Genomic DNA, 24,809 nt, shown 5'->3' on the forward strand with positions numbered 1-24,809 from the left:
TATAGACGGGCTGCCCGCGATCGGCCGCGGCGCCTCAAGGAAACGCCCGATGGACCTCTGGACCCGTCTTCTCGTCCTTCTTGCCGGCCTGTTCGGGGCGGCCGGCGTCGCCGCCTCGGCGGCTGCGGCCCATGTGGGCGGCGGACCCAATCTGGAAACCGCCGCGCACTTCCTGCTGTTCAACGCTGCCGCGCTGGCCGCGCTGGTGGCCCTTGCCCTTCAGCTCACCCGTGGCGGCGTGCTGCTGAAGGTGGGGGCAAGCGCCATCGCGCTCGGCACGCTTCTGTTTTCGGGCGATCTGGCGGCGCGGGCCTTGATGGATGTCAAGCTCCTGGGCGGCAGCGCGCCGTTCGGTGGCAGCCTGATGATCCTCGGCTGGCTGACGGTGGCGGCGACCGCGCTGCTGGCGCGGCGGCGCTGAGGCGCATCAGGACGTTCGCGCGGCGGCGCGGGCCTCGGCGCGGTCGATCAGGACATCCAGCGCGTCCGTGCCATCGAGGACGAGGCGGACGGGCAGGGAGGCGATGCCGTCCCCGACCTCGGGTGCCAGCCGCACGTGATCCTTCTGCGTCGTCACGAGCCGCGCCCCGCGCCGCACCGCGTCCGCCGCGAGGCGGGCGATCTCCTCGGGCCGGTAGGGATGGTGGTCGGCAAAGGCATGGCGGGCGACCACCGTCAGGCCGCATGCCTCCAGCGTGGCGAAGAACTTCTCCGGCCGTCCGATGCCGGCGAAGGCGATGAGCGGCATGCCCTCCAGTGCTGCGATGGCCGCAGGCTCCGGCGCGAGATGCCCGCGCAATACGGGCAGCCCCGCCGCGCCCGCCGCGACGGCCACCCGCTCGCCTGGCGTGCCATCGCCGATCACCAGCACCGCATCGGCCTTGGCGAGCTGCGGCGCCAGCGGGGCGCGCAGGGGACCGGACGGGGTGACTTGGCCGTTGCCCACACCCACGCCGGCGTCGATGACCAGCAGCGCACTGTCCTTGCTGAGCGAGGGATTCTGGAACCCGTCGTCCATCACCACATGGCTCGCGCCCTGCGCCACCGCGAGCTGCGCCCCACCCAGGCGATCGCCACCGGCGACGATGGTGGGCGCGTGGCGGGCGAGCAGCAGGGCCTCGTCGCCCACGTCCGCCGCGCCGTGGGCGGCGGGATCGACGCGAAGGGGGGCCTTGGCCTTGCCGCCATGCCCGCGCAGCAGCGCGAACGGCCGCGCGCCGCGCGCCTTGAGCCGCTCGATGAGGGCGATGGCGGTGGGCGTCTTGCCCGCGCCGCCAACGGTGGGATTGCCGATGCAAATGACCGGCACGTCCACCGTGCCGCCGGCCTGCCCGAGCCGGCGCAGCGCGACGCCGCCGATCACCGCCGCCACCGGAGAGAGCAGGGCGGCGGCAAGGCCGGGCCGGTCGCGCCACCAGAAGGCGGGCGCGCGCAGCATCAGCGGGCCTGCAGGCGGATGTGGACCAGATAGGGCTCGATGGCGGCGAGCGTGCGGTCCAGCGCGCCGCCCAGCGATGTCACGGCCGCATGGGCGGCATCCGCCATCTCGCCGTGCAGTTGCGGATCCTTGATGAGGGCATAGGCGGCGCGGGCGATGCCCAGCGCGTCGGTCACTTCCGCCGCGCCTTCGTCGGCATCGAGCCGCTCGTAGATGTTGGCGAAGTTCCACACATGTGGGCCATGCAGCACCACCGCCCCGAGCTTCGCGGGCTCGATGGGGTTCTGCCCGCCATGCTCCACCAGCGAGCCACCCATGAAGACCACGGGCGCCATGCGGTAGAACAGGCCCAGTTCGCCGATGGTGTCGGCGATGTAGATGTCGGTCTCTTTGTCCGGCAGCTCGCCGAGGCTGCGCTGACGGGTGGCGAGGTCCGCCGCCTGGGCGAGCGCCGCCACATCCAGCCCGCGCTCGGGATGGCGGGGGGCGATGACGGTGACCAGCTCAGGGATCTTCGAGGTGAGGATCTCGTGCGCCTCGATCATCAGCGCCTCCTCGCCCTCATGGGTGGAGGCGGCCAGCAGGATCGGCCGCTTGCCGAGCGCCTTGTCCAGCCGCTGCAATTCGGCCGGGTCGGCGGAGGGGGCCGGCACGTCGAATTTCAGATTGCCGCACACTTCCACGCGCGGCGTGCCCAGCGCCCGGAAGCGCGCGCCATCCTCCTCGCTCTGGGCGAGGCACAAATCGACGCGGGAGAGCAGCGCCCGCGCGCTCTTGGGCAGCTTCCCCCAGCGCCTGGCGGAACGCTCGGAGAGCCGGCCGTTGATCAGCACGATGGGCGTTCCCCGCCGGCCAAGCTCGGAGAGCAGGTTCGGCCAGAGTTCGGATTCGGCCAGCAACACGAGGTCCGGCGCCCAATGGTCGAGGAAGCGGGCGACGAAGGCCCGCGCATCCAGAGGCACGAACTGGTGGATGACGCCGGGCGGCGCCCGCCGCTCGGCCACCCGGCTGGAGGTGAGCGTGCCGGAGGTGAGCAGCACGCGGAAGCCGCGCTGGGTCAGCCGCTCGATCAGCGGCAGGACGGAAATGACCTCGCCGACGCTGGCGCCATGCACCCACACCATAGGGCCGGGGGGACGCTCGGTGCTGGCATAGCCGCGCCGCTCGGCGAGACGCGCGGGATCCTCCTTGCCCTTGCGGACACGGTAGGACAGCCAGGCCGGAGCCAGCAGCGACGCCACGGAACTCGCCCGCCGGTAGGCGCGCAGAGTGATGGGCAGCTTGCGCCCCTTCATGCCGGCGCCTTCATCGACGCGTGGTCCGCGCGGCCAGCGCCTCGGCCCGGCGGGTCACGTCCTCAAGGCTGGCCTGCACCTGATCGCGGGCCGCGAGGAGGCCGGCCTCGTCCACGTCACGGGCCACCCAGATGGGGGCTCCGGCGACGGCGGCGCCCTTCCCGAACGGCAGGTTCAGGCTGGCGCGGTCCCAGCTCTTCAGGGTGATGCGATTTCGGGTCGCCATGGCGATCGGGATGATAGGGCGTCCCGAGTAGCGTGCAATGGTAACGACGCCCATGCCCACCTTGCGGGCGATCTTGGGGACATCGGCGGTCATCGCCACATTGATGCCTTCCGCAAGGGTATCGAGCATCTGATAGGTGGCGGAAACCGCCCCCTTGCGGTGGAAGTCGCGCCTGGAGGTGGCGCCGGAGCCGCGAATGGTCCCGACGCCGAGCTTCTCGGCGGCGATGGCGTTGATCTCCGCATCCGCATGGCGGGAGATCAGCACCTTGGCCTTGTGGTGGGGCTTCATGGCGAACGGCGTGAGGAAATGCTGCCCGTGCCAGAAGGTGACGATCACCGGCAGGTGCTCGTCGATGGTCTCGAAGACGTCTGGCGGCTCGATGACGAAGTCGCTCGTCCGCGCCACGAGCTTGAAATAGGACGCAAACGTCGTTCCCGCTGCCACCTTGAAGGCGCGGTTGGTCCTCAGTCGCCGCCACATCTATGGTTTGCCCACTGTTGTTGCGTCCTGCCCGGTGGGCAGGACGAGGGACCCGATGCTCACCCGCCCTGAACCTTGCCGGTTTCCGGATCAAGGAGGCGGTGGAGATGTACCACGAAGTAGCGCATCAGGGCGTTGTCCACGGTCTGCTGCGCCTTCGCCTTCCAGGCGGCCGCGGCGCTGGCATAGTCGGGATAAATGCCGACGATGTCGAGCTTGGTGAGATCCTTGAATTCGGTGCTGTCGATCGCGGTCAATTCCCCGCCGAACACAAGGTGGGGCAACTGCTTCTTCGTCTCAGTCATGGCGTATCCAATGCGGCTTTGAAAGAAACGGGTGCGCCCATGGCCTCAAGCGCGACCGGGTGCAGCGGAGCACCGGCGCAGACGAGGGGGGCGTGGCTCGGGACGGGCGCATTGTAGCGCAAGGGCGCCCCGTCATGGCCGGTGAGGCGGCCCTGGGCCTCGCTCACCACCAGATCGGCGGCGGCCAGATCCCAGTCGTTGGAATTGCCGCCGGCAAGGGCGACATCGATCTCCGCCGTCGCCACCCGCGCGAGGCGCAGCGCCAGCGAGCGGATGCGCGGCAGGCGCTCGATGGGCGCGGCGCGGGCCATGCGGTCGAGATCGGCCGGCGGGCCGGCGACCCGTGCGCCGTCCAGCCGCGCACGGGGCGATACGGCGAGGGGGCGGCCGTTGCGGAAGGCGCCCGCGCCGGCAATGGCCGTGAACATCTCGTCGGTGGCGGGAGCGAACAAGGCGGCGGCGACAGGACGCCCCTCCACCACCAACGCCACGGACACCGCCCAGTCGCTGCCCGCCGCCATGAAGGCGCGGGTGCCGTCGATGGGGTCCACCACCCACAGCCGCCGGGCGGACAGGCGCGCCGGCGTATCGGCCGATTCCTCGGACAGCCAGCCGGCAGCCGGATCGAGCGCCGTCAGATGCTGCCGCAGGAAGGCGTCCACCGCCATGTCGGCCTCGGTGACGGGGGAATCGTTGCCCTTGGTCCAGGTCTTCACGCCGGCCGCGAACATGCCGCGCGCCATCTCGCCGGCCTCGGCCACGGTCGCGACCATACGGCGGGCAAAGGCATCGTCGATGGCGATCCGGGGATGATCCCCGCTGCCGGCGCGCGTCGGTTCGGTGCTCATTGCCCTGCCAAATAGGGGCGTAGACGCCGCGAGGCAAGCCACCTGATGCTGCACCGCGTCAATCGGACCGCCCTCCGGCTTGCCCTTACGGCAAGAGAGGCAGGATGGTGTTGGGCAGGAGGGTGTCGAGGGCGAGGCCCGCAAACAGGATGAGCCCGGCGTCGCGATTCGACTTGAAGACGGCGAGGCAGCGCTCGGGATCATCAATGTCGAGACGGCGCACCTGCATCCATAGGTGAAGGGCGAATCCGATCAGGCCGAGGTAGGCAAACGGCCCCACCGGCACCGACATGAGCGCCCCCGCGAACAGGAACACCACCAGCACATAGCACAGGGAGACGGCGAGCCCCGTGCTGCGCCCGAACAGCAGGGCAGTGGAGCGGACGCCGACGATGGCGTCGTCCTCCTTGTCCTGATGGGCATAGATGGTGTCGTAGGCGAACACCCACAGCACCGAGCCGGCGAACAGCAGCAGCGCCGGGTCCGCGATGGTGCGCATCACGCTCGCCCAGCCCATCAGCGCGCCCCACGAGAAGGCGATGCCGAGAATGAGCTGCGGCACCGAGGTGACACGCTTCATCAGCGGGTAGACCGCCACCACACCGAGGGAGGCGATGCCCGTGACGATGGCGAAATGCGGCAGGGACAGCAGCACCGCCAGCCCGATGAGGGCCTGAACGACGAGAAAGGCGAAAGCCGCGGGAACGCTCACCTGGCCGGAGGCGATGGGCCGGCCGCGCGTGCGCGCCACCTGCCGGTCGATCTTGCGGTCGAGAATATCGTTCCAGGTGCAGCCCGCCCCGCGCATGGCGACGGCGCCGATGGCGAACAGCACCAGCAGCTTCACCGAAGGGTAGGGATCGTCATTGGCGATGGCGGCAAGCGCGGTGGACCACCAGCAGGGCAACAGCAGAAGCCAGGAGCCGATTGGGCGGTCCATCCGCGCGAGTCGCAGGTATGGACGCACCGGGCCTGGAGCGATGCGCTCCACCCAGTTACCGCGCGGGGCATCGGCAATCTGCGGGGCGGCAGCCCCTTCGCGGGCACTCAATACGGCAACCTCACTTCAGCGCGTTGCCGTTGAGCGTACCGAACACGCCGGAGTTCTTTTCCGCGTTGACGCTGTAGCCGGTGGTGATGCCGAGCGCGCTGGACATGGAGCCCTGCGGCGGGGGCTTGTTGGGTCCGCCGACGCCGGTCGCGCCATTGGCGGCGGCTTCGCAGATCTTGTTGCGCAGATCGGCGGTCTTTTTGTTGGAGGCGGCGGCCTGATCGATGGCCTGCTGGGGAACCTGACACCAGTCCTTGTTGTCGGTCAGGAACTTCACCCACTTCTGCTCGGCCGCGGCATAAGCGCGGAACGCGGGGCAGAGCACCTGCGGGTTCTTTTCCTTCTTGCTCACGACCGACTGCAGGGCCTTGCCCTTTTCCTCCAGTTCACCGCGAACCGACGCGACATCGCTCTGGCAGTCCGCCAGCGCGACGCCGGCAGACAGCGCAGTTGCGAGCAGAGTGGCCGAGATCGCGAGCGTGAACTTCTTCATGAGGCAGCGCCCCTCCTCATCGGGGTCCTTCGGGACCACAGGTTTGATATACAGACCCCCAACTTTGGGCAATATCACGGCGGAAGCTGCGGAAAGCTACAACACATTCCCTAACGGAGTGCATCGACGCTTGACGGCCCTGCTCCTCATGGGTAATTTCGCGCAACTTTTGAAAGGGACGGCGCCGACATGCGCAAGATCGTTATTCTTCTCGTAGGGTGGTGCGCCACTTTCCGTCCGGCCTGAGGCTGCGACGAACGAGGTGGCGCGTGACGAGGGGCCTTCGGGCCCCTTCGTCGTTTCTGAGCCGGGGCGCCGGCGCGGAATTTTTGAGATCGAGCCGGGCCGCAGGCCGGGTTGAGACAGCGACAGAAGTCCGGCGGAGCCCGCCGGCCGGGACCGGCAAGGATCCCGCAGGGAGTTGGGCCATGAGCAAGCAGATGACCGGCGCCGAGATGGTGATCCAGGCCTTCGCCGACCAGGGCGTCGAGCACATCTTCGGCTATCCCGGCGGCGCGGTGCTGCCGATCTATGACGCGCTGTTCCACCAGAACCATATCGAGCACATCCTGGTGCGCCACGAGCAGGCGGCGGTGCACTCGGCCGAGGGCTATGCCCGCTCCTCCGGCAAAGTTGGCGTGGTGCTCGTCACCTCCGGCCCCGGCGCGACCAACGCTGTCACCGGCCTCACCGACGCGCTGATGGATTCGATCCCGATCGTCTGTATCACCGGGCAGGTCGCGACCCACCTCATCGGCAACGACGCCTTCCAGGAATGCGACACGGTGGGCATCACCCGTCCCTGCACCAAGCACAATTATCTGGTGCGGGACGTGAATGATCTCGCGCGCACGCTGCATGAAGCCTTCTATGTCGCCCAGAACGGCCGGCCCGGACCGGTGGTGGTGGACATTCCGAAGGACGTGCAGTTCGCCACCGGCACCTATGTCGGCCGCGAGAACATCCAGCACAAGACCTACCGCCCCAAGCTCGACGCCGAGGCGCCGCAGATCGCGGCGGCGGTGGAGCTGATCGCCGGCGCGAAGAAGCCGATCTTCTATACCGGCGGCGGCGTCATCAATTCCGGGCCGGAGGCGAGCCGCATCCTGCGCGAGCTGGCCCGCCTCACCGGCGTGCCCGTGACCTCCACGCTGATGGGCCTCGGCGCCTATCCGGCGGCCGACCGCCAGTGGCTCGGCATGCTGGGCATGCACGGCACCTATGAAGCCAACATGGCCATGCACGATTGCGACGTGATGGTCTGCATCGGCGCGCGCTTCGACGACCGCATCACCGGCCGCCTCGACGCTTTCGCGCCCTTCTCCAAGAAGATCCACATCGACATCGACCCCTCGTCCATCAACAAGAACGTCAAGGTGGACCTGCCCATCATCGGCGACTGCACCCGCGTGCTCGCCGACATGCTGGCCGCCTGGAAGGCGCGCAGCCTGAAGGTGGACAAGGCGGCGCTGGACGCCTGGTGGGCGCAGATCGACCGCTGGCGGGCGCGCAACTCGCTCGCCTACCGGCACTCGGACGAGATCATCAAGCCGCAATACGCCATCGAGCGGCTCTACAATCTCACCAAGGACAAGGACGTCTACATCTCCACCGAAGTGGGCCAGCACCAGATGTGGGCGGCGCAGTTCTTCCGCTTCGAGGAGCCGAACCGCTGGATGACCTCCGGCGGCCTCGGCACCATGGGCTACGGCCTGCCCGCCGCCATCGGCGCGCAGAAGGCGCATCCCGATGCCCTGTGCATCGACATCGCCGGCGAGGCCTCCATCCTCATGAACATGCAGGAGATGTCGACCGCCGTGCAGTTCGACCTGCCGGTGAAGATCTTCATCCTGAACAACAAGTACATGGGCATGGTGCGCCAGTGGCAGGAGCTGCTGCACGGCGGGCGCTACTCGCACTCCTATTCGGAGGCGCTGCCCGACTTCGTGAAGCTCGCCGACGCCTACGGCGGCGTGGGCATCCGCTGCGACAAGCCGGCCGACCTCGACGCGGCCATCGAGGAGATGATCGCCATCAAGCGGCCGGTGATCTTCGACTGCATCGTGGACCAGCAGGAGAACTGCTTCCCCATGATCCCGTCGGGCCGCGCCCACAACGAGATGATCCTCGGCGACATGGCGATCGATCTCGACGAGGCCATCACCGACGAGGGCAAGATGCTGGTGTGAGGCGGGCCCTCTCGCTTCCTCCCCTCTCCCGCAAGGGGAGAGGGAGCCTCTTCTCGGCGCATCGCCGCCCCCATCTCCATTCGAGACTTCCATGCCCAATTCCTCCGAGCCCATCGAGCGCCACACCCTCTCCGTCCTGGTCGACAACGAGCCGGGCGTGCTGGCGCGCGTCATCGGCCTGTTCTCCGGCCGCGGCTACAATATCGACAGCCTCACGGTGTCCGAGGTGAGCCACGAGGGTCACCTCTCGCGCATCACCATCGTCACCACCGGCACGCCCATGGTGATCGAGCAGATCAAGAACCAGCTCGACCGCCTCGTGCCGGTGCACCGGGTGCGCGACCTCACCGTGGAGGCGTCCTCCCTGGAGCGGGAGCTGGCCATGGTGAAGGTGCGCGGCGTGGGCGAGGCCCGCGGCGAGGCGCTCCGGCTCGCCGAGGCTTTCCGCGCCCGCGTGATCGACGCGACCCGCGAGAGCTTCGTGTTCGAGATCACCGGCAAGTCGGACAAGATCGACCAGTTCGCTTGGCTCATGGAGCCGCTTGGCCTCGTGGAGGTGGCGCGCACCGGCGTGGTGGCCATCTCGCGCGGCCCCGAGGCCATGTGAGGATCGCGGCCTGAGCATGTGACCATTCGGAAACAGGCGTTCGCCGGCAGCGCTGCCGTGCGAAACGCCTGTTTTCATTTGCCGCGATCCGGTGCAAAGGAGCCGCGGCCATCCCCCAATTCAAGACAACGCCCACAAGGAGACCATGATGCGCGTTTATTACGACAGCGACGCCGACCTGAACCTCATCAAGGGCAAGAAGGTCGCCGTCATCGGCTATGGCAGCCAGGGCCATGCCCACGCGCTCAACATGCGCGACTCGGGCGTGAAGGATGTCATCATCGGCCTGCGTCCCGGCTCCGCCTCCGCCAAGAAGGCCGAGGCCGAGGGCTTCAAGGTGATGGCGCCCGCCGAGGCGGCCAAGATCGCCGACGTGGTGATGATGCTGACCCCCGACGAGCTGCAGGGTGACATCTATCGCGAGAGCCTCGCCGACAACATGAAGCACGGCGCGGCGCTGCTGTTCGCCCACGGCCTCAACGTCCACTTCAACCTCATCGAGCCCCGCAAGGACCTCGACGTGCTGATGGTCGCCCCCAAGGGCCCCGGCCACACCGTGCGCTCGGAGTACCAGCGCGGCGGCGGCGTGCCGACCCTCATCGCTATCGCCCAGGACGCCTCGGGCAACGCCCATGATCTCGGCCTCTCCTACGCTTCCGCCATCGGCGGCGGCCGCGCCGGCGTCATCGAGACGACCTTCAAGGAAGAGTGCGAGACCGACCTCTTCGGCGAGCAGGTGGTGCTCTGCGGCGGCCTCGTGGAGCTGATCCGCGCCGGCTTCGAGACGCTGGTGGAAGCCGGCTACGCCCCCGAGATGGCCTATTTCGAGTGCCTCCACGAGGTGAAGCTCATCGTCGACCTCATCTATGAGGGCGGCATCGCCAACATGAACTACTCCATCTCCAACACTGCCGAATACGGTGAATACGTCACCGGCCCCCGCATCATCACCGCCGAGACCAAGGCCGAGATGAAGCGCGTGCTGAACGACATCCAGTCCGGCAAGTTCACCCGCGACTGGATGCTGGAGAACAAGGTCAACCAGGCCTCCTTCAAGGCCACCCGCGCCCGCGTCAACGCCCACCCCATCGAGGAAGTCGGCGAGAAGCTGCGCGCCATGATGCCCTGGATCAAGGCCAAGGCGCTGGTGGACAAGTCCAAGAACTGATCCTCATTCGCTGAGGCAGGCCCCGGAGCGGCGAAGGCTGCTCCGGGGTTTTTTTATTGGCCAAGGATCACGGCTCTCCGTCACTTGCCCTGAGCTGGCGCATCCTCTCCCGCCACAGGGAAAGCCATGTAGCGGGCGATGCGCCACATGCCGTCGCCTTCCCGGCGGAAGATGTCCATGCCTTCATCGCGGGACACCAGCCGGCCCTCCGGTCGCTCGGTGAGGATCCAGGTAAGGCGGACCATCGCGAGGTCGCCGGACACCATGATGTCCTTGATGTCGAACGCATAGGCGAGCCTGCCGGGCGATTTCGCCAAAGCCTTCGCGATGCGCGCGCAGACGGCGGCCTTGTCGCCCGCCGGCGCGCCCTGCATGTCCGACTGGAGGTCCTGGGCGAACAATTCGCAGGTGGCCGCGGCATCGCCCCGGTTGAAGGCCTCGGTCCAGGCGGCGAGGCGGGCGCGGATGGCGGTCTCGGCGGCGCGATCCGCGTTGGTGCGGTCCTCGGCCAGCGTGATCGTGGGCGAGAGCAGCAGAGCAAGGATCAGAACGGCCCGGCGCATTTCGCAAGTCTCCGATCGGCGCGCCGGTGACTAGAACACCCGCACCCACAATCCGGCAACCGTCAGTCCACGATGCGGGCCTGAATGGTCAGAATGTCCCACGCGGGCATGTCCGGCGGGTTGGCATAGGCGGTGGTGAAGACGTCGCTGCGTCCATCCGGATCGACGGCGCGGCGCGCCATCCCACCGATCTCCGCGCCATGCACCTCGATGAGGATGGCCGGCGCGGTGGCGGAGCCGTTGGCGATGGCGAGGCCGTCGCCATCCTTCGCGACGAAGGCATCGACCATGCCCGCCATCAGCTGCTTCGCCGCCGCCCGTGCCGTCGGCGGCAAGCCTTCGGGAAGCGCGAAGCGCTGGCGCGCGACCTCACCCCGCAGCACCCCGGCCAACTCCCAGACCGGCTGCGCGCACAAGGGCAGGGCAGCGCCGGGGCCGAGCACGGTGGCGATCACCGTGAAGCGGGTCATCTGGTCTGCATAAAGCTGGTACTGGCGAAACGGCGCGCCGTCGAGGCGGGCGAAGGCGTCGGGCAGCCAGTCGTCCTGCGCCACCAGACGGGCCATGAGGTCGCGGCCTATCATCAGGATTTCGCGCGGATCGTCGGCCAGCTCCACCATGGACTGGATGTCCCAGCAAAAGCGCCGCAGCGGCTCGGGCGGGGCTCCCGCCTCAGTGGTCATGATCGTGGTCGCCGTGGTCATGGTCATCGCTCGCTTTCTTCGGCTTCACGAGGGCGGCCGTCAGCACGCTGCCGGCAGCGATGATGCCGTCGTCGTCCTCCCCATGGCCGAGGCCGGGCCGGCGCATGCTCTTCACCGGCAGGCCGAGGGCCTTCAGGCGGTCGCGGGTGGCGATCATGTCGGCGAGCGGCACCACCGCATCGTCCTCGCCATGGATGAACACCACCGGCGGCTGCGCGCGCGGCGCGCCGATGTCACGCGTCTCGGGCAGGGCACCGCCGAAGGCGATGATGACGGCGGGCGGCACGGCACGGCGCAGACCCACGTCGAGCGCCAGCATGGCCCCCTGCGAGAAGCCCACGAGGGCGAGATGGTCGCCCGGCAGGCGCCGTGCTGACAGCATTTCGTCGAGAAAGGCGTCGAGCAGCGGCGCGCTGGTCGTGAGGCCGGCGACGATGGTCTCGCTGGAAAAGCCTTCGCCGGGAAACCAGCGGCGGCCCGTCGCGGCCGGGAACGGCGCCTCGGCGGCAAGGAAATCCGCCTTTGGCAGTTCGGGCGCGAAGTTCAGCGCGAGGTCGATCACCTCCTGCCCGGAACTGCCCTCGGCATGGAGCAGCACCACGAGATAGACCGGCTTGCCGCAAGAGAGCGCGGCGATCTTTGGCCCGGCGGCGATGGCGGCCGTCATCAGGCCGTTGCCCGGAAGCTGGGGCAAGAGGCGCCATGTCGGGTTTGCGACGCGGTGCCAAGGCGTCCGGCCCGTTCGCATTCATCTTGTAAAACCAATGACATATTCACCTGCTGCGGCCGCGTGCCGGCGAACCCGGCCACCCAGCCGCAGCCGACGCAAGAACAGGGCCGGGAGAGCCTCAGCTTCCGGCGACCGCCAAGGGTGCGCCTGCGATGTCGCAATGCACAATATGTCCGTCCGAAGACAAAGATCGGTAAAAATGTCCTAATATCAATCGACTAATAATACTAATCGCGGCCACAAAATCGCCGTTGACAACCCCATGACCCAGAAATAGCCTTTTGTCCGACAAAGCGTCCTTTCGTGGATTTCCCGGTGCTCATGGAACGGTTCGACCGCATCAAGGTCCCCTCGGCCTACGAGATGGTTGCAGAGGCCATCGAGGCCGAGATCGTGTCCGGCCGGCTGCGGCCGGGGGACGAGATCGGCACCGAGGCGGCGCTGGTGCGGCAGTTCGGGGTGAACCGTTCCACCGTGCGCGAGGGCATCCGCGTGCTGGAGCAGGGTGGCCTCGTGCGGCGGGAGGCGAGCCGCAAGCTGTTCGTGTGCGAGCCGCACCCGGCGGCGCTCTCCACGCGCATCAGCCGCGCGCTGGTGCTGCAGGACGTGACCTTCCGCGAATTGTTCGACACCGCCATGGTGCTGGAGGTCGGCTCAGTCGAGGGCGCCGTCGTCCACGCGGATGAAGAGATGCTGGCCGCGCTGGAGGACAATCAGGAACGCCTTGAGGCAGCGGTGAACAATCCCGCCGTCATCGCGGAGCTGGATTCCGAATTTCACGCGCTCCTCGCGCGCGCCTGTGGCAACCGCGTGCTCGAAATGGCGCGCGAGCCCGCCGCTTTGCTGTTCTTTCCGTCCACGGAGATGATCTGCCGGCGGGTGCCCGAGGGCGCGCGGCGCATGGCGGAGGCGCACCGCTTCATCATCGAGGCCGTCAAGGCGCGCGATCTCGAACTCTCCCGCACCTGGATGCGCCGCCACCTGAACGACTGGCGCAAGGGGTTCATTCGGGCAGGCCGCGAGATCGATGCGCCCGTGGAACGCATTTTCGCGCGTTATGCGCTGAGCAAGTCGCAAGTTTGAGCTGAAGTAAAACCAAGACGATCGCCGGAAAACCGGCGGCTTTGGAGGGAATGCCTTGGAATACGTCAACTCGGTCCGCATGGCCGGGCGCCGCGGATGCGTCGGCTCGCGGCTGGGGAGGGCGGCATGAGCGCCGCTCCCGCCTCCGCGGCAACGCATGCGCCCCCCGCCGCGCATCTGGCGGTGGATGGACTCGGCCTGTGGTTCGGCGGGCTGAAGGCGCTCACCGACGTGTCGTTCGAAGTGAAGCCCGGCACCATCACCGCCCTCATCGGCCCGAACGGGGCCGGCAAGACCTCGCTGTTCAACTGCATTTCGGGCTTCTACCGCCCGCGCGCCGGCGCCATCCGGCTCGACGGCGCGGACATCACCCACACTCATCCCCCCGCGCGCGCCAAGGCCGGGCTTGCCCGCACCTTCCAGAACATCGCGCTCTTCAAGGGCATGACCGTGCTCGACAACATCAAGCTCGGCCGGCACGCCCACATGAAGACCAACCTGTTGCAGGCGCTGACCTATTGGGGCGCGGCCCGGGCCGAGGAGATGGAGCTGCGCGCCGAGGTGGAGCGGCAGATCATCGACTTCCTGGAGATCGACCACATCCGCAACAAGCCGGTCGCCTCGCTCTCCTACGGCCTCCAGAAGCGCGTGGAACTCGCCCGCGCGCTCGCCATGCGCCCGCGCCTTTTGATGCTGGACGAGCCCGTCGCCGGCATGAACCGGGAAGAGACCGAGGACATGGCCCGCTTCATCCTCGACGTGAAGGAAGAATGGGGCATCTCCATCCTCATGGTGGAGCACGACATGGGCATGGTGATGGACATCTCCGACCATGTGGTGGTGCTGAATTTCGGCAAGGTCATCGCGCAGGGGCTGCCGGCGCAGGTGCAAGCCAATCCCGAGGTCGCCGCCGCCTATCTCGGCTCCGGCGATCCGGCCGAACTGATGCGGCGCCTCGCGGGCGTGGGGGAGGCGGCCTGATGGATTGGCTCTTCTTCACCGAGGTGACGCTGGCGGGGCTCGGCTCCGGCGCTTTGCTGTCGCTCACCGCACTGTCCTTCGTGCTCATCTACAAGGCGACGCGCGTCATCAATCTTGCGGTGGGCGAGATCTTGATGCTGGGCGGCTATCTCTTCTTCGCCTTCGTCACCGCATTCGGGCTTTCGACCTGGCTTGCCATTCCGCTCGCCATCGCCGGGGGTGCGCTGTTCGGCTTCGTGGTGGAGCGCACCCTCATCCGCCCCATGCTGGGGGAAAGCTCCATCTCGGTGCTGATGCTCACGGTGGGGCTCGGCTCGGTGCTCATCGGCGCGACGGAATTGATCTGGAACACCGATCCGCGCGCGCTGCCGGACTTCATGGGGCAGGCGCCGGTGTTCATCGGCGAGGCGTATGTCTCGCGCAAGATCGCCATCGGCTTCGTGGTGTCGGCGCTGGTCATCGCCCTGTTCCTGCTGCTGTTCCGCTTCTGGCGCGGCGGCGTCGCCCTGCGCGCCACGGCGACCGACCAGGCGGCGGCCTATTCCTGCGGCATCAACGTGCCGGCGGTGTTCTCGCTGGCCTGGATGGTGGCCTGCGCCACCGCCGCCGGGGCGGGGCTGCTGGTGGGGGCCATCGGCGGCATCTCGCCCACCATGGGTGTGTTCGGCCTCTCGGCGCTGGTGGTGGTCATCATTGGCGGGCTGGACAGCGTGCTCGGCGCGCTCATCGGCGGCATCCTCATCGGCCTCGTGGAAGCCTGGGCCGGCACCTTCCTCGGCGGCGAGTACAAGCTCGTCACCACCTTCTCCATCCTCATCGCGGCGCTGATGATCCGGCCCTACGGCCTGTTCGGCACCGTGGAGATCGAGCGGCTCTGATGCGCATCGCAACCGCCAAGGAAACCTACATCGCCGACGAGGGCCTGCTCGTCACCGCCACGCAGCGGGCGTGGCTGGGCATGCTCCTCGCGATGCTGCTGCTCGCGCCCTTCGTGCTCAACCAATACTGGCTTTATCTGGCCTGCCTCGTCGCCATCAATGTCGCGAGCGCGACAGGACTCAACATCCTCACCGGCTTTACTGGCCTCGTCAGCCTCGGGCAGGCGGCCTTCATGGCGGTGGGCGCCTATACGGTCGCCTTCTTCGAGGGGCAGGTGGGAACGCCGTTCCTCGTCAACATCATCGCCGCCGGCTTCGTGGCGGCTTTCGTGGGCGTGCTGGTCGGCATTCCGAGCCTCCGGGTTAAGGGGCTCTATCTTGCCATCGCCACCATCGCGGCCTCGGTGATCCTGCATTTCGTGTTCACCCACTGGGTGTCGGTGACGGGCGGCGTGCGCGGCATCAATGTCGCGCCCGCGCGGCTCTTCGGGCTGGAGCTGGCGAGCCCGTTCGCGCTCTATTTCGTCATTGTGCCCATCACCTGCCTCATGGTGCTGGGCGCGGCCAACCTGTTCCGCACGCGCATCGGCCGCGCCTTCATCGCCATCCGCGACCGGGACATCTCGGCCGAGGTGCTGGGGATTCCGCTGCTCCGCTACAAGCTCATGAGCTTCGCCCTCTCGTCTTTCTACGCGGGCGTCGCGGGCGGCATGTGGGCCTATTTCTTCCGCGTGGTGACGCCGGAAAGCTTCCCCTTCGCCACCTCCATCTTCTTTCTCGCGGCGGTGATCGTGGGCGGGCTCGGCACCATCATCGGCTCGGTGCTGGGCGCGGCCTTCATGACGCTCATGCCGGAACTGCTGAAATATGTGGTGGAGTGGCTCGCGCCCATCTTCCCCAATGCGGGCGCGGCGCTCTCGCCGGTGCGCACCATCGTGTTCGGCGCGCTCATCATCCTGTTCCTCGTTTTCGAGCCGCATGGACTGGCGGAAATGGTGCGCCGCGCGCGCCGCTTCTTTCATTTGTGGCCGTTCCGGACGTGAGGCGCACATGAAAAGCCGCTCGCATCACCGCCGTCATCCCCCGCCGTCATCCCCCGCCGTCATCCCCCGCCTTGTGCGGGGGATCCACCCGGCCGCGTGGCGGGTGTTTGAAACGAAGAGTACAGCCCGGCCGGACCGTGGATGCCCCGGACGAGCCGGGGCATGACGAAAAATAAGATCAAGTAGAAATCCAAGGGAGAAAACGCCAATGACCAGTCTCAACAGACGCCAGATCATGGGCCTCGCCGCCGGCGCCGGCCTCGCCTCGGCCTTTCCCGGCTTCACCGCCTATGCGCAGGAGAAGGAGATCGTCATCGGCGGCTCCATCCCGCTCACCGGCGTGTTCGCCTTCGCCGGCGTCGCCATCGAGGCGGGGATGTCCGACTATGTGAAGCTCACCAACGAGGCCGGCGGCATCGCCGGGCGCAAGCTGCGCCTCGCCTATGAGGACACCGCCTACAAGGTGGATACCTCGGTGGCGGTGTTCAACAAGCTCACCACGCAGAACGACATTCATCTCTATTATGGAGACTCCACCGGCTTCGCCAAGACCATCAACGAGGAGCTGAACCGCCGCGGCACCATCATGATGGCCGGCGCCTCCTTCGGCAGCGAGCTGAACGATCCCGCGAAGTATCCGTTCCAGTTCATGGCCGGGCCGGACTATGTGGAGATGTTCGCCATCCTGCTCGAATACATCGCCAAGGCGCAGCCGGGCGCGAAGCTGGTGTTCGTGAATTCCGATACCGAGTTCGGCCGCGACCCCATCGAGGCGAGCGTGAAGCGGGCGAAGGCCATGGGCCTCGACGTGGTGGCCCAGATCGTCACCCCGCCCTCGGCGGTGGACGTCTCCACCGAGGTGCTGAAGCTGCGCCGGGCCAATCCGGACTTCACCATCTTCCATGGCTATGTGCTGGCGCCGCTGCCGGAATTCATGTCTCAGGCCAAGCAACTCGGGCTCAAGACCAAGTTCATGGGCACCTTCTGGTCCATGGACAACTCGCTCTGGGCCAATGTCGGCGCGCCGGCGGACGGCTTCATGGGCGTGATGCCCTACCGCTATTACTACGATACGGCTCCCGACGCGCCGATCCTCGAGAAGATCCGCAAGCTCCGCCCCACCTATCAGGCGACAGGCTACATGCAGGGCTTCCTCACCGCCATGCTCATGGGCGAGGCGGCCAAGCGCACGCTCGCCGCCGGGCAGGAGCTGAACGGCAAGACGCTGAAGGCCGCCCTCAATTCCATCAAGGATTTCGACACCGGCGGCATCATCGGCGTTCCGATCTCGGTGCCCGGAAATTCCGTCCCTGTGGGCCGCATCTACCAGTTCAGCGCCGCTGACAAGCAGATGAAGCCGGCGTCCGACTGGATCAGCCTGAAGAAGTGATGGCGATGACCGCGCAACCCATCCTCGACATCTCCAACATCGAGGTCGTCTACAACAAGACGATCCAGGTGCTGCGCGGCCTGTCGCTCAAGGTGGAGGCCGGCAAGGTGGTGGCGTTGCTCGGCTCCAACGGGGCCGGCAAGTCCACCACGCTCAAGGCCATCTCCGGCCTTCTCGCGCTGGAGGACGGCGACGTCACCTCCGGCGCCATCACCTTCGACGGGGTGGCGAGTGGCGAAGCCAAGCCGCACGACCTCGTGCGCCGGGGCCTGTTCCACGTCATGGAGGGGCGGCGTATCTTCGAGGATCTCTCTGTGGAGGAGAACCTCGTCGCCGCCACTTATGCCCTCACCGGGCGGGCGGCGAAGCCCTCCTCCTTCGATGCGGTGTACGAGTATTTCCCTCGCCTGCACGAGCGGCGCACCGGCCGCGCCGGCTATCTCTCCGGCGGCGAGCAGCAGATGCTCGCCATCGGCCGCGCTTTGGTGGCGGAGCCGAAGCTGATCCTGCTGGACGAGCCCTCCCTCGGCCTGTCGCCCAAGCTGGTGGAGGAGATCTTCACCATCATCGCCCGCATCAATCGCGAGCGGGGCGTCTCCATGCTGCTGGTGGAGCAGAATGCGGCGGTGGCGCTCGCCGTCTCCCACTACGGCTACATCATGGAGACCGGCAAGATCGTGCTGGATGGTCCCACCGAGCGCCTCATGGCGGACCAGGACGTGCGCGAATTCTACCTCGGCATGGCCGGGGAGGCGGGGGCGAAGAGCTACCGCGACATCAAGCATTACAAGCGCCGCAAGCGCTGGCTTTCGTGAGCGCGCGACCATGACCGCACCCCAATTCCCCGACCTCACCCTGCCGCAGATGCTGCGCCTGAATGCGGAGCGCATCGCCACCCGCACGGCCATTCGCCAGAAGGATTTCGGCATCTGGAATCCGGTGTCCTGGCAGGCGTATTTCGAGCGCGCTGCCCTGGCCGGGCATGGTCTCAGAGCGCTCGGCCTGCCTGAGGGCGGGCATGTGGCGGTACTCTCGGAAAACCGTATCGAATGGGTGCTGACCCAGCTCGGCGCCGGCCTCCTCGGCGCGGTCACGGTGGGTGTATATCCCACCAGCCCGGCGAACGAGGTGGCCTATGTGCTCGGCCATGCGGAGGCGGAGATCGTCGTCTGCGAGGACCAGGAGCAGGTGGACAAGGTGCTGGAGCGGCGGGACGAACTGCCGAAGCTCCGGCGCATCGTGGTGGTGGAGAAGAAGGGCCTGCGCACCTATGCGGGCGGCGAGGTGATCGCCTTCGATCAGCTCGTGGAGATGGGCGCCGCCCATCGCGCCGCCCACCCCCGCCTCATCGACGCGGCGCTGGCGCGCCAGTCGCTCACCGACGTGGCGCTGATGATCTACACCTCCGGCTCCACCGGAAAGCCCAAGGGCGCGATGCTCACCTATCGCAACCTGCGCGCCGAGGCGATCGCGCTCGCCGAGCGCCTTCGACTCGACGAGACCACCACCCACGTCTCTTACCTGCCGCTCTGCCACGTGGCCGAGCAGATGCTCACCACCATGGCGCCCATCTATCTGGGCTCGCAGGTGAATTTCGGCGAGAGCATCCGCACGATCCAGGAGGACCTGCGGGAGGTGGCGCCCTCCATGTTCCTCGGCGTGCCGCGCATCTGGGAAAAGCTCGCGGCGTCCATCACCATCAAGATGATGGAGGCGGGAGGCCTGCGCCGCACGCTCTACGAACGCCTCGTGAAGGCGTGCGAGCCGTTCGCCGAGAAGCATCCTTCCGCGCGGACGCTGAAGGAGCGGGCGCTTTTCTTCGTGGCCTACCTGCTCTACTTCCGCGCGCTGCAGAACTTCATCGGCCTCAGGCGCGCGAAGGTGGCGATGACCGGCGCGGCGCCCATCTCGCCCAACATTGTGCGCTTCTTCCGCACGCTCGGCGTGCCTCTGGTGGAAGTCTATGGCGCCACCGAGACCACCGGCATGTGCACCGGCCAGCGGCTCGACGACCTGCGCCCCGGCTGTGTCGGGCCGGCTGCGGAGGGCGTCGAGGTGAAACTCGGCCCGCACAACGAATTGCTGGTGAAGGGCGATCTGGTCTTCGCCGGCTATTACCGCAGCGAGGAGGCGACGGCCGCCGCCCTGCGCGACGGCTGGCTGCACACCGGCGACGTGGTGGAGATGGTGGGCGATCAGGTGAAGATCGTCGATCGCCTGAAGGACATCATGATTACCGCGGGCGGCAAGAATCTGAGCCCGTCGGAGATCGAGAACGTCGCGAAATCGAGCGTCTTCATCAAGGAGTGCATCGTCATCGGCGAGGCGCGCAAATATGTCTCCGCCCTCATCCAGATCGATTTCGAGACGGTGGGCAAATGGGCGGAGGAGAAGTCTCTTGCCTACACCAATTTCCGCAACCTCGTGGAAAACCCGCAGGTGCGCGCGCTGATCGAGGGGGAGATCGCCAAGGCCAATGCGGAGCTGGCGCAGGTGTCCCACATCCGTCGCTTCCACCTCCTCACCAAGGAGCTGGACCATGACGACGACGAGGTGACGGCAACCATGAAGATCCGTCGCTCCAACATCCAGAAGAAATACGCCTCCGAGATCGAAAGCCTCTACGCCTGAGCGGCGCGGCTGAAAGACCTTTGGGGGCTGCAAGGATATTTTATGCCAGACGCCTACATCTTCGACCATGTGCGCACCCCGCGCGGCCGCGGCAAGCCGGATGGCGCGCTGCACGCGGCGACGCCCGTGCATCTTGCCTCAACCGTGCTGTCCGCCCTGCGCGATCGCAGCGGGCTCGACACGGCGATGGTGAGCGACATCGTGATGGGTGTCGTCATGCCCATCGGCGAGCAGGGCCAATGCCTGCCGCGCATCGCGGCCCTGCGCGCGGGCTATGACGACGAGGTGGCTGGCGTTCAGATCAACCGCTTCTGCGGCTCCGGGCTGGAGGCGGTGAACATGGCCTCGGCCAAGGTCATGGCCGGGCAGGCGGACATGGTGATCGGCGGCGGCTGCGAGAGCATGTCGCGCATTCCCATCCTCTCCGATGGCGGGGCCTGGAGCCAGGACCCGGACGTGGCCTTCGCCACGCGCTTCGTGCCGCAGGGCATCAGCGCGGACCTCATCGCCACCAAATGGGGCTATTCGCGCGCGGATGTGGACGCCTTCGCGGTGGAGAGCCACCGCCGTGCCGCGCAGGCGTGGGCGGAAAGGCGTTTCGCCCGCTCCGTCGTGCCTGTCACCGACCATATCGGCGAGGTGATGCTGGACCGCGACGAGACGGTGCGGGGCAATTCCAGCGTCGACGATCTCGCCCGCCTCAAGCCCGCCTTTGCGGCCATGGGGGCGGACCCCGGCTTCGACGAGATCGCGCGCCTGCGCTATCCCGAGGTGGGCGAGATCGCCCATGTGCACCATGCCGGCAATTCCTCCGGCATCGTGGACGGCGCGGCCGCTGTGCTCATCGGCACGCGCGAGGCCGGTGCGGCGGCGGGGCTCAAGCCGCGCGCGCGCATCCGTGCCTTCGCGGAGATCGGCTCAGAACCCACCATCATGCTCACTGCGCCGTCCTTTGCGGCCGAGAAGGCGCTGAAGCGGGCGGGGATGGCGGTCGCGGACATCGACCTCTTCGAGATCAACGAGGCGTTCGCCGCCGTGGCGCTGCGCTTCATCGATGCGCTGGAGCTGGACCCCGCGCAGGTGAACGTGAACGGCGGCGCCATCGCCATGGGCCACCCGCTGGGGGCCACCGGCGCCATGATCCTCGGCACCGTGCTGGACGAGCTGGAGCGCACGGGAAAGGGCACGGCGCTTGCCACCCTGTGCATCGGCGCCGGCATGGGCGTCGCCACCATCATCGAACGGGTCTGAGCCATGCTGCGCACCGAGATCGACGGCGACGGCATCGCCACCCTCATCCTCGACCAGCCCGGCCGATCGGTGAACACGCTCGGCTGGGCGCTGGTGGACGCGCTGGAGGCCGAGGTGGAGCGGCTGGCGGCGGATGGCGTCGTTGCCGGCATCGTCGTCACGTCCGCCAAGTCCTCCTTCCTCGCCGGGGCCGACCTCGCCATCATGGGCGACCTCGCGGCGCCGGATGTGAGCCTGCCTGAGGCGGCGCGGCGCATCGGCCGCATGGGCGCGCTGTTCCGCCGGCTGGAGACCTGCGGCAAGCCGGTGGTCGCCGCAGCGCCGGGCACCGCGCTGGGGGCGGGGCTGGAACTGATGCTCGCCTGCCATCACCGGTTGGCAGCAGACAATCCGAAAGGCCTGTTCGGCCTTCCGGAGGTGACGCTCGGCATCCTCCCCGGCGCCGGCGGCACCCAGCGCGTGCTGCGCCGCCTCGGCATCGCCGCCGCCTTGCCGATCCTGCTGGAGGGGTGCCCCATGAGCGCCGCCGAGGCGCAGGGGGCGGGGCTGATCGATGCGGTCGTGGCGCCGGACGATCTCGTTCCCGCCGCCAAGGCCGCCCTGCGCGAGGGCCGGGTCAGCCCGGTTGCGCCGTGGGATGTGAAGGGCTTCCGCCTGCCGGGCCTCGCGCCCACCAGCATCGCCGCGGGCGACCTCTTCGCTTTGTGGAACGCCCGGGTGCTGGCGCGCACCAGGGGGGAGGACCCTGCCCAGCGCGCCATCCTCTCGTGTGTGTTCGAGGGCGCACGCCTGCCCATCGACAAGGCGCTCAGGGTGGAGCGCGATTATTGCGCCAGCCTCATTCAGAGCCCCCAGGCGCAGGAGAAGATCGCCGTCTTCTTCGCCCGCCAGGCCGCGAAGGCGGGCGGAGCGGCATCGTAAGCGGTCGTCATCCCCCGGCTCGTCCGGGGGATCCACTTGGCCGCAAGAGGAGCGCCGGAACGCGTAGCACCGCCCCCCGGCGGCGTCGTGGATGCCCCGGACGAGCCGGGGCATGACGGTTCACAATATGCCAATGAGACGGCGGCTCAGCCGCCCCAGAACAAGGACCACCCCATGCCGCTTCCCGCCGCCTTCGAGGGCCGCCTGAAAATCCCCGCCGTGGCCGCGCCCATGTTCCTCACCTCCGGCCCCGATCTCGTGGTGGAAGTGTCGCGCTCGGGGCTCGTGGGCACCTTTCCGGCGCTGAACGCCCGCACGAGCGACGGCTTCCGCGACTGGGTGCGCGAGATCAAGGCGCGCCTCGCCGAGACGGCGGATGCGGCGCCGTTCGGCGTCAATCTCATCGTTCACAAGTCCAACCCGCGCCTTGAGGCGGACCTCGCCATCTGCGTCGAGGAGAAGGTGCCGCTCATCATCACCTCCCTCGGCGCGGTGCCGGATCTCGTGAAGGCGGTGCATGCCTATGGCGGCATCGTGTTCCACGATGTCATCGGCCGCCGCCATGCGGAGAAGGCGGCTGAAGCCGGCGTGGACGGGATCATCGCGGTGTCCGCCGGCGCGGGCGGCCATGCGGGGCAGATCAGCCCGTTCGCCCTCGTCACCGAGATCCGCCAGGTGTTCGCCGGCACCATCCTGATGGCCGGCGCCATCAACACCGGCGCGCAGATCCTCGCCGCCCGCGCGGCCGGGGCGGACCTCGCCTACATGGGCACGCGCTTCATCGCCACGCGCGAGGCCATGGTGCAGCAGGAATTCAAGGACATGATCCTGTCCTCCTCGGCGGCGGATATCCTCTACACCCCGGCCATCAGTGGCGTGAACGCCAATTTCATGAAGCCCAGCATCCGCGCGGCAGGGCTCGATCCGGACAATCTCCAGGGCCACGCCAAGCTCGACATGTCCAACGAGGCGAAGGCGTGGAAGACCGTATGGTCAGCCGGGCAGGGGGTGGGCGGCATCGCAGACTTGCCCGGCGCGGCGGAGCTGTGCGCGCGGCTGGGCGATGAATATCGCGCGGCGCTCAAGGCCCTGTCCTCGGATGCGTTCGCCGGGGTCTGACCGGCAAGGGGCTTATCAGTACAGCGTCGCCCTCCGGCTCGACCGGAGGGATCATGCGTGCGGCGGGCCGCGCGGCGGAAATGCGGGCTCGGTTCGAGCCGGGCGCACGGCGGAGCTGGCGATGGACCGGCACCCGCCGCGGCGCTACGGTCCGGCTCCCGCTTGCTGCCCCGATGCCCGCCTTATGCCCGTTTCCGGAACCCATTTCATCGATCCGCCCCACGCCGCGCCGCCCCTCGGGCGTGTGACGAGCCTCGACGGCCTGCGCGGCTTCGCATCCTGCACGGTCGCGATCTTCCATTTCTTCTACGCCTTCGTGCCCGGCCCCTTCCGGTCCTGGGGGCGCGAGGGGTTTTCGGTGTCCGACACGCCGCTGGCGGTGCTGTGGAACGGGCATTTCTCGGTCGCCGTCTTCTTCGCCTTGAGCGGCTTCGTGCTGGCCGCCTCGGCGCCGCGCACGCTGAAGGAAGCGCCGCTGCTGATCGGCCTCAGGTATTTCCGCCTCGCCTTGCCCGCGCTGGCCGGCTCGCTCATCGCCTGGTTCTGGATCGCCGGCTTTCCCGATGCCGGGAAGGCGGCGCAGGCGCTCTCCGGCAGCTCCTGGTTCCGCTGGACCCACCAGCCGCCCATCCCGCCTTTATGGCAGGCGGTGTGGGAAGGTGCGGTGCAGGTGTTCGTGGCAACGGGCAGGCCGCTGTTCGACAATCCGTTGTGGACCATGCGCATCGAGCTTATGGGCTCGATCCTCATCTATGGCGGCTATGCCCTCGTGCGTGGACGGGCGCGGGTTCCGGCGCTGGTCGCGGGGCTGGTCGCCTTGGGGGTGGCCGGCAACTTTTCCCTCGCCGCCTTCTGCGGCGGGGCGCTGGTGTTCGAGTTGCGCGGCTGGCTGAGGCCCATTCCGGTGGCGGGCACGCTGCTCGCGCTCCTCGGCCTCGTGCTGGGCGCGACCTATCCCGGCCATGCGGCCGGGCCGGGACTTGCCGATGCCGTGCTCTCCCGCCTCGGCGGCGACGGATGGCGGGAGGCGGGGGCGCTCCTCGTCATCATCGCCTTCCTCACCACGCCCTGGCTGCGCGACCTGTTCGAGCGGCCGGCGCTGCAGCATCTGGGCGCGCTCTCCTTCCCGCTCTATCTGGTGCATGTGCCGCTGATCGTCGGGCCGGCGGCCTGGGCCTTCGTACACTTCGCGCCGATGGGCGTGGGAGGGCTCGCGCTCCTGTTCGCGCTGACCGCGCTGGCGACGTTCGCGCTCGCCAGCCTGTTCCTCGTCGCCGTGGAGCGTCCGGTGCTGGATGGCCTGCACGCCGTGCGCAAATGGGGGCGGGCGCGGCTGGCCGCTGCGTAAACGTTGCCTCCGCTCAGGCGCCGCGCGGGCTTGTCCGTTGCCTCCGCTCAAGCGCCGCGCGGGC

The 24,809-nt window shown here is 68.0% G+C and carries 25 protein-coding genes; 15 read left to right on the forward strand and 10 right to left on the reverse strand.

The genetic code is table 11. From position 1 onward, the window contains the following. The first annotated feature begins 49 nt into the window (after nucleotides 1–49). Entirely contained in the window at nucleotides 50–421 is a 372-nt protein-coding gene (locus tag J2126_RS20885) for a DUF423 domain-containing protein (protein WP_209488749.1), read from the forward strand. Nucleotides 422–427: 6 nt separating this feature from the next. Here J2126_RS20885 and lpxK read toward each other — a convergent pair whose 3' ends face one another. The 7 genes from lpxK to J2126_RS20920 all read right to left on the reverse strand — a co-directional run bounded on the left by lpxK (nucleotide 428) and on the right by J2126_RS20920 (nucleotide 6,139). After that, complete coding sequence (gene lpxK / locus J2126_RS20890) at nucleotides 428–1,435, reverse strand: tetraacyldisaccharide 4'-kinase (RefSeq protein WP_209490424.1); 1,008 nt, start codon at nucleotides 1,433–1,435, stop codon at nucleotides 428–430. A 2-nt stretch (nucleotides 1,436–1,437) separates the two neighbouring features. Next, the gene (locus J2126_RS20895) at nucleotides 1,438–2,733 is read right to left on the reverse strand and encodes a 3-deoxy-D-manno-octulosonic acid transferase (RefSeq protein ID WP_209488750.1); all 1,296 of its coding nucleotides are present in this window, start codon (nucleotides 2,731–2,733) and stop codon (nucleotides 1,438–1,440) included. Nucleotides 2,734–2,743: 10 nt separating this feature from the next. After that, nucleotides 2,744–3,442 (reverse strand): lysophospholipid acyltransferase family protein, encoded by a 699-nt coding sequence (locus J2126_RS20900; protein ID WP_209488751.1) that lies wholly within the window; start codon nucleotides 3,440–3,442, stop codon nucleotides 2,744–2,746. Nucleotides 3,443–3,501: 59 nt separating this feature from the next. Next, complete coding sequence (locus J2126_RS20905) at nucleotides 3,502–3,747, reverse strand: DUF4170 domain-containing protein (RefSeq protein ID WP_168456440.1); 246 nt, start codon at nucleotides 3,745–3,747, stop codon at nucleotides 3,502–3,504. Continuing rightward, complete coding sequence (locus J2126_RS20910) at nucleotides 3,744–4,595, reverse strand: 3'(2'),5'-bisphosphate nucleotidase CysQ (protein ID WP_209488752.1); 852 nt, start codon at nucleotides 4,593–4,595, stop codon at nucleotides 3,744–3,746. The genes J2126_RS20905 and J2126_RS20910 overlap by 4 nt, the downstream gene beginning before the upstream one ends. 85 nt (nucleotides 4,596–4,680) lie before the next feature. Next, nucleotides 4,681–5,646: a 4-hydroxybenzoate octaprenyltransferase gene (gene ubiA / locus J2126_RS20915; protein WP_209488753.1), complete on the reverse strand. Its 966-nt coding sequence runs from the start codon at nucleotides 5,644–5,646 to the stop codon at nucleotides 4,681–4,683. A 10-nt stretch (nucleotides 5,647–5,656) separates the two neighbouring features. Continuing rightward, complete coding sequence (locus J2126_RS20920; protein WP_209488754.1) at nucleotides 5,657–6,139, reverse strand: hypothetical protein; 483 nt, start codon at nucleotides 6,137–6,139, stop codon at nucleotides 5,657–5,659. A 428-nt stretch (nucleotides 6,140–6,567) separates the two neighbouring features. Between J2126_RS20920 and J2126_RS20925 the strand changes: the two genes are divergently transcribed. The 3 genes from J2126_RS20925 to ilvC all read left to right on the forward strand — a co-directional run bounded on the left by J2126_RS20925 (nucleotide 6,568) and on the right by ilvC (nucleotide 10,103). Then, on the forward strand, nucleotides 6,568–8,328 hold the full coding sequence (locus tag J2126_RS20925) for an acetolactate synthase 3 large subunit (protein WP_209488755.1): 1,761 nt from the start codon (nucleotides 6,568–6,570) through the stop codon (nucleotides 8,326–8,328). Between the two features lie 91 nt (nucleotides 8,329–8,419). Beyond that, complete coding sequence (gene ilvN, locus J2126_RS20930; RefSeq protein WP_169121281.1) at nucleotides 8,420–8,935, forward strand: acetolactate synthase small subunit; 516 nt, start codon at nucleotides 8,420–8,422, stop codon at nucleotides 8,933–8,935. A gap of 148 nt (nucleotides 8,936–9,083) precedes the next feature. Continuing rightward, entirely contained in the window at nucleotides 9,084–10,103 is a 1,020-nt protein-coding gene (gene ilvC / locus J2126_RS20935; protein WP_024279649.1) for a ketol-acid reductoisomerase, read from the forward strand. Between the two features lie 80 nt (nucleotides 10,104–10,183). On the opposite strand, the gene J2126_RS20940 is transcribed toward ilvC, so the two are convergent. The 3 genes from J2126_RS20940 to J2126_RS20950 all read right to left on the reverse strand — a co-directional run bounded on the left by J2126_RS20940 (nucleotide 10,184) and on the right by J2126_RS20950 (nucleotide 12,064). Then, a complete protein-coding gene (locus J2126_RS20940; protein WP_209488756.1) occupies nucleotides 10,184–10,666 on the reverse strand; it encodes a YybH family protein in 483 nt (160 codons plus the stop codon). Nucleotides 10,667–10,728: 62 nt separating this feature from the next. Further along, nucleotides 10,729–11,376 (reverse strand): hypothetical protein, encoded by a 648-nt coding sequence (locus J2126_RS20945; RefSeq protein WP_245327503.1) that lies wholly within the window; start codon nucleotides 11,374–11,376, stop codon nucleotides 10,729–10,731. Further along, nucleotides 11,339–12,064, reverse strand: a complete 726-nt coding sequence (locus J2126_RS20950; RefSeq protein ID WP_245327504.1) for an alpha/beta hydrolase — start codon at nucleotides 12,062–12,064, stop codon at nucleotides 11,339–11,341. Before J2126_RS20950 ends, J2126_RS20945 begins: the two co-directional genes overlap by 38 nt. Nucleotides 12,065–12,403: 339 nt before the next feature. Here J2126_RS20950 and J2126_RS20955 point away from each other — a divergent pair, with 339 nt between their 5' ends. The 11 genes from J2126_RS20955 to J2126_RS21005 all read left to right on the forward strand — a co-directional run bounded on the left by J2126_RS20955 (nucleotide 12,404) and on the right by J2126_RS21005 (nucleotide 24,745). After that, the gene (locus J2126_RS20955) at nucleotides 12,404–13,183 is read left to right on the forward strand and encodes a FadR/GntR family transcriptional regulator (RefSeq protein WP_348634359.1); all 780 of its coding nucleotides are present in this window, start codon (nucleotides 12,404–12,406) and stop codon (nucleotides 13,181–13,183) included. A gap of 126 nt (nucleotides 13,184–13,309) precedes the next feature. Then, nucleotides 13,310–14,164, forward strand: a complete 855-nt coding sequence (locus tag J2126_RS20960; protein ID WP_209488757.1) for an ABC transporter ATP-binding protein — start codon at nucleotides 13,310–13,312, stop codon at nucleotides 14,162–14,164. Beyond that, nucleotides 14,164–15,042, forward strand: coding sequence for a branched-chain amino acid ABC transporter permease (locus J2126_RS20965; protein ID WP_209488758.1), 879 nt, complete (start codon nucleotides 14,164–14,166; stop codon nucleotides 15,040–15,042). Before J2126_RS20960 ends, J2126_RS20965 begins: the two co-directional genes overlap by 1 nt. Next, the gene (locus J2126_RS20970) at nucleotides 15,042–16,085 is read left to right on the forward strand and encodes a branched-chain amino acid ABC transporter permease (protein ID WP_209488759.1); all 1,044 of its coding nucleotides are present in this window, start codon (nucleotides 15,042–15,044) and stop codon (nucleotides 16,083–16,085) included. Before J2126_RS20965 ends, J2126_RS20970 begins: the two co-directional genes overlap by 1 nt. Nucleotides 16,086–16,293: 208 nt before the next feature. Beyond that, entirely contained in the window at nucleotides 16,294–17,475 is a 1,182-nt protein-coding gene (locus tag J2126_RS20975; RefSeq protein WP_209488760.1) for an ABC transporter substrate-binding protein, read from the forward strand. Between the two features lie 5 nt (nucleotides 17,476–17,480). Further along, nucleotides 17,481–18,290, forward strand: coding sequence for an ABC transporter ATP-binding protein (locus J2126_RS20980; RefSeq protein WP_209488761.1), 810 nt, complete (start codon nucleotides 17,481–17,483; stop codon nucleotides 18,288–18,290). A 10-nt stretch (nucleotides 18,291–18,300) separates the two neighbouring features. Continuing rightward, nucleotides 18,301–20,106 carry an AMP-dependent synthetase/ligase gene (locus J2126_RS20985; RefSeq protein ID WP_209488762.1) on the forward strand — a complete coding sequence of 602 codons (1,806 nt, stop codon included), beginning with the start codon at nucleotides 18,301–18,303 and terminating at the stop codon, nucleotides 20,104–20,106. A gap of 42 nt (nucleotides 20,107–20,148) precedes the next feature. Then, entirely contained in the window at nucleotides 20,149–21,357 is a 1,209-nt protein-coding gene (locus J2126_RS20990; RefSeq protein ID WP_209488763.1) for an acetyl-CoA C-acetyltransferase, read from the forward strand. Between the two features lie 3 nt (nucleotides 21,358–21,360). Continuing rightward, a complete protein-coding gene (locus J2126_RS20995; protein ID WP_209488764.1) occupies nucleotides 21,361–22,278 on the forward strand; it encodes an enoyl-CoA hydratase-related protein in 918 nt (305 codons plus the stop codon). A 174-nt stretch (nucleotides 22,279–22,452) separates the two neighbouring features. Beyond that, on the forward strand, nucleotides 22,453–23,397 hold the full coding sequence (locus tag J2126_RS21000) for an NAD(P)H-dependent flavin oxidoreductase (RefSeq protein ID WP_209488765.1): 945 nt from the start codon (nucleotides 22,453–22,455) through the stop codon (nucleotides 23,395–23,397). A gap of 184 nt (nucleotides 23,398–23,581) precedes the next feature. After that, nucleotides 23,582–24,745 (forward strand): acyltransferase family protein, encoded by a 1,164-nt coding sequence (locus J2126_RS21005; RefSeq protein WP_209488766.1) that lies wholly within the window; start codon nucleotides 23,582–23,584, stop codon nucleotides 24,743–24,745. The last annotated feature ends 64 nt before the right edge of the window (nucleotides 24,746–24,809 follow it).

The organism is Xanthobacter flavus (assembly GCF_017875275.1).
In the GTDB taxonomy this organism is placed as follows: Bacteria; Pseudomonadota; Alphaproteobacteria; order Rhizobiales; family Xanthobacteraceae; genus Xanthobacter; species Xanthobacter flavus_A.

Excerpts from the sequence above, each read along its gene's own strand:
- J2126_RS20885 (WP_209488749.1), top strand. The coding sequence starts at position 50 with ATGGACCTCTGGACCCGTCTTCTCGTCCTTCTTGCCGGCCTGTTCGGG.
- J2126_RS20895 (WP_209488750.1), bottom strand. The coding sequence starts at position 2,733 with ATGAAGGGGCGCAAGCTGCCCATCACTCTGCGCGCCTACCGGCGGGCG.
- J2126_RS20900 (WP_209488751.1), bottom strand. The coding sequence starts at position 3,442 with ATGTGGCGGCGACTGAGGACCAACCGCGCCTTCAAGGTGGCAGCGGGA.
- J2126_RS20905 (WP_168456440.1), bottom strand. The coding sequence starts at position 3,747 with ATGACTGAGACGAAGAAGCAGTTGCCCCACCTTGTGTTCGGCGGGGAA.
- J2126_RS20910 (WP_209488752.1), bottom strand. The coding sequence starts at position 4,595 with ATGAGCACCGAACCGACGCGCGCCGGCAGCGGGGATCATCCCCGGATC.
- J2126_RS20920 (WP_209488754.1), bottom strand. The coding sequence starts at position 6,139 with ATGAAGAAGTTCACGCTCGCGATCTCGGCCACTCTGCTCGCAACTGCG.
- J2126_RS20925 (WP_209488755.1), top strand. The coding sequence starts at position 6,568 with ATGAGCAAGCAGATGACCGGCGCCGAGATGGTGATCCAGGCCTTCGCC.
- ilvN (WP_169121281.1), top strand. The coding sequence starts at position 8,420 with ATGCCCAATTCCTCCGAGCCCATCGAGCGCCACACCCTCTCCGTCCTG.
- ilvC (WP_024279649.1), top strand. The coding sequence starts at position 9,084 with ATGCGCGTTTATTACGACAGCGACGCCGACCTGAACCTCATCAAGGGC.
- J2126_RS20940 (WP_209488756.1), bottom strand. The coding sequence starts at position 10,666 with ATGCGCCGGGCCGTTCTGATCCTTGCTCTGCTGCTCTCGCCCACGATC.
- J2126_RS20945 (WP_245327503.1), bottom strand. The coding sequence starts at position 11,376 with ATGACCATGACCACGGCGACCACGATCATGACCACTGAGGCGGGAGCC.
- J2126_RS20960 (WP_209488757.1), top strand. The coding sequence starts at position 13,310 with ATGAGCGCCGCTCCCGCCTCCGCGGCAACGCATGCGCCCCCCGCCGCG.
- J2126_RS20965 (WP_209488758.1), top strand. The coding sequence starts at position 14,164 with ATGGATTGGCTCTTCTTCACCGAGGTGACGCTGGCGGGGCTCGGCTCC.
- J2126_RS20970 (WP_209488759.1), top strand. The coding sequence starts at position 15,042 with ATGCGCATCGCAACCGCCAAGGAAACCTACATCGCCGACGAGGGCCTG.
- J2126_RS20975 (WP_209488760.1), top strand. The coding sequence starts at position 16,294 with ATGACCAGTCTCAACAGACGCCAGATCATGGGCCTCGCCGCCGGCGCC.
- J2126_RS20980 (WP_209488761.1), top strand. The coding sequence starts at position 17,481 with ATGACCGCGCAACCCATCCTCGACATCTCCAACATCGAGGTCGTCTAC.
- J2126_RS20985 (WP_209488762.1), top strand. The coding sequence starts at position 18,301 with ATGACCGCACCCCAATTCCCCGACCTCACCCTGCCGCAGATGCTGCGC.
- J2126_RS20990 (WP_209488763.1), top strand. The coding sequence starts at position 20,149 with ATGCCAGACGCCTACATCTTCGACCATGTGCGCACCCCGCGCGGCCGC.
- J2126_RS20995 (WP_209488764.1), top strand. The coding sequence starts at position 21,361 with ATGCTGCGCACCGAGATCGACGGCGACGGCATCGCCACCCTCATCCTC.
- J2126_RS21000 (WP_209488765.1), top strand. The coding sequence starts at position 22,453 with ATGCCGCTTCCCGCCGCCTTCGAGGGCCGCCTGAAAATCCCCGCCGTG.
- J2126_RS21005 (WP_209488766.1), top strand. The coding sequence starts at position 23,582 with ATGCCCGTTTCCGGAACCCATTTCATCGATCCGCCCCACGCCGCGCCG.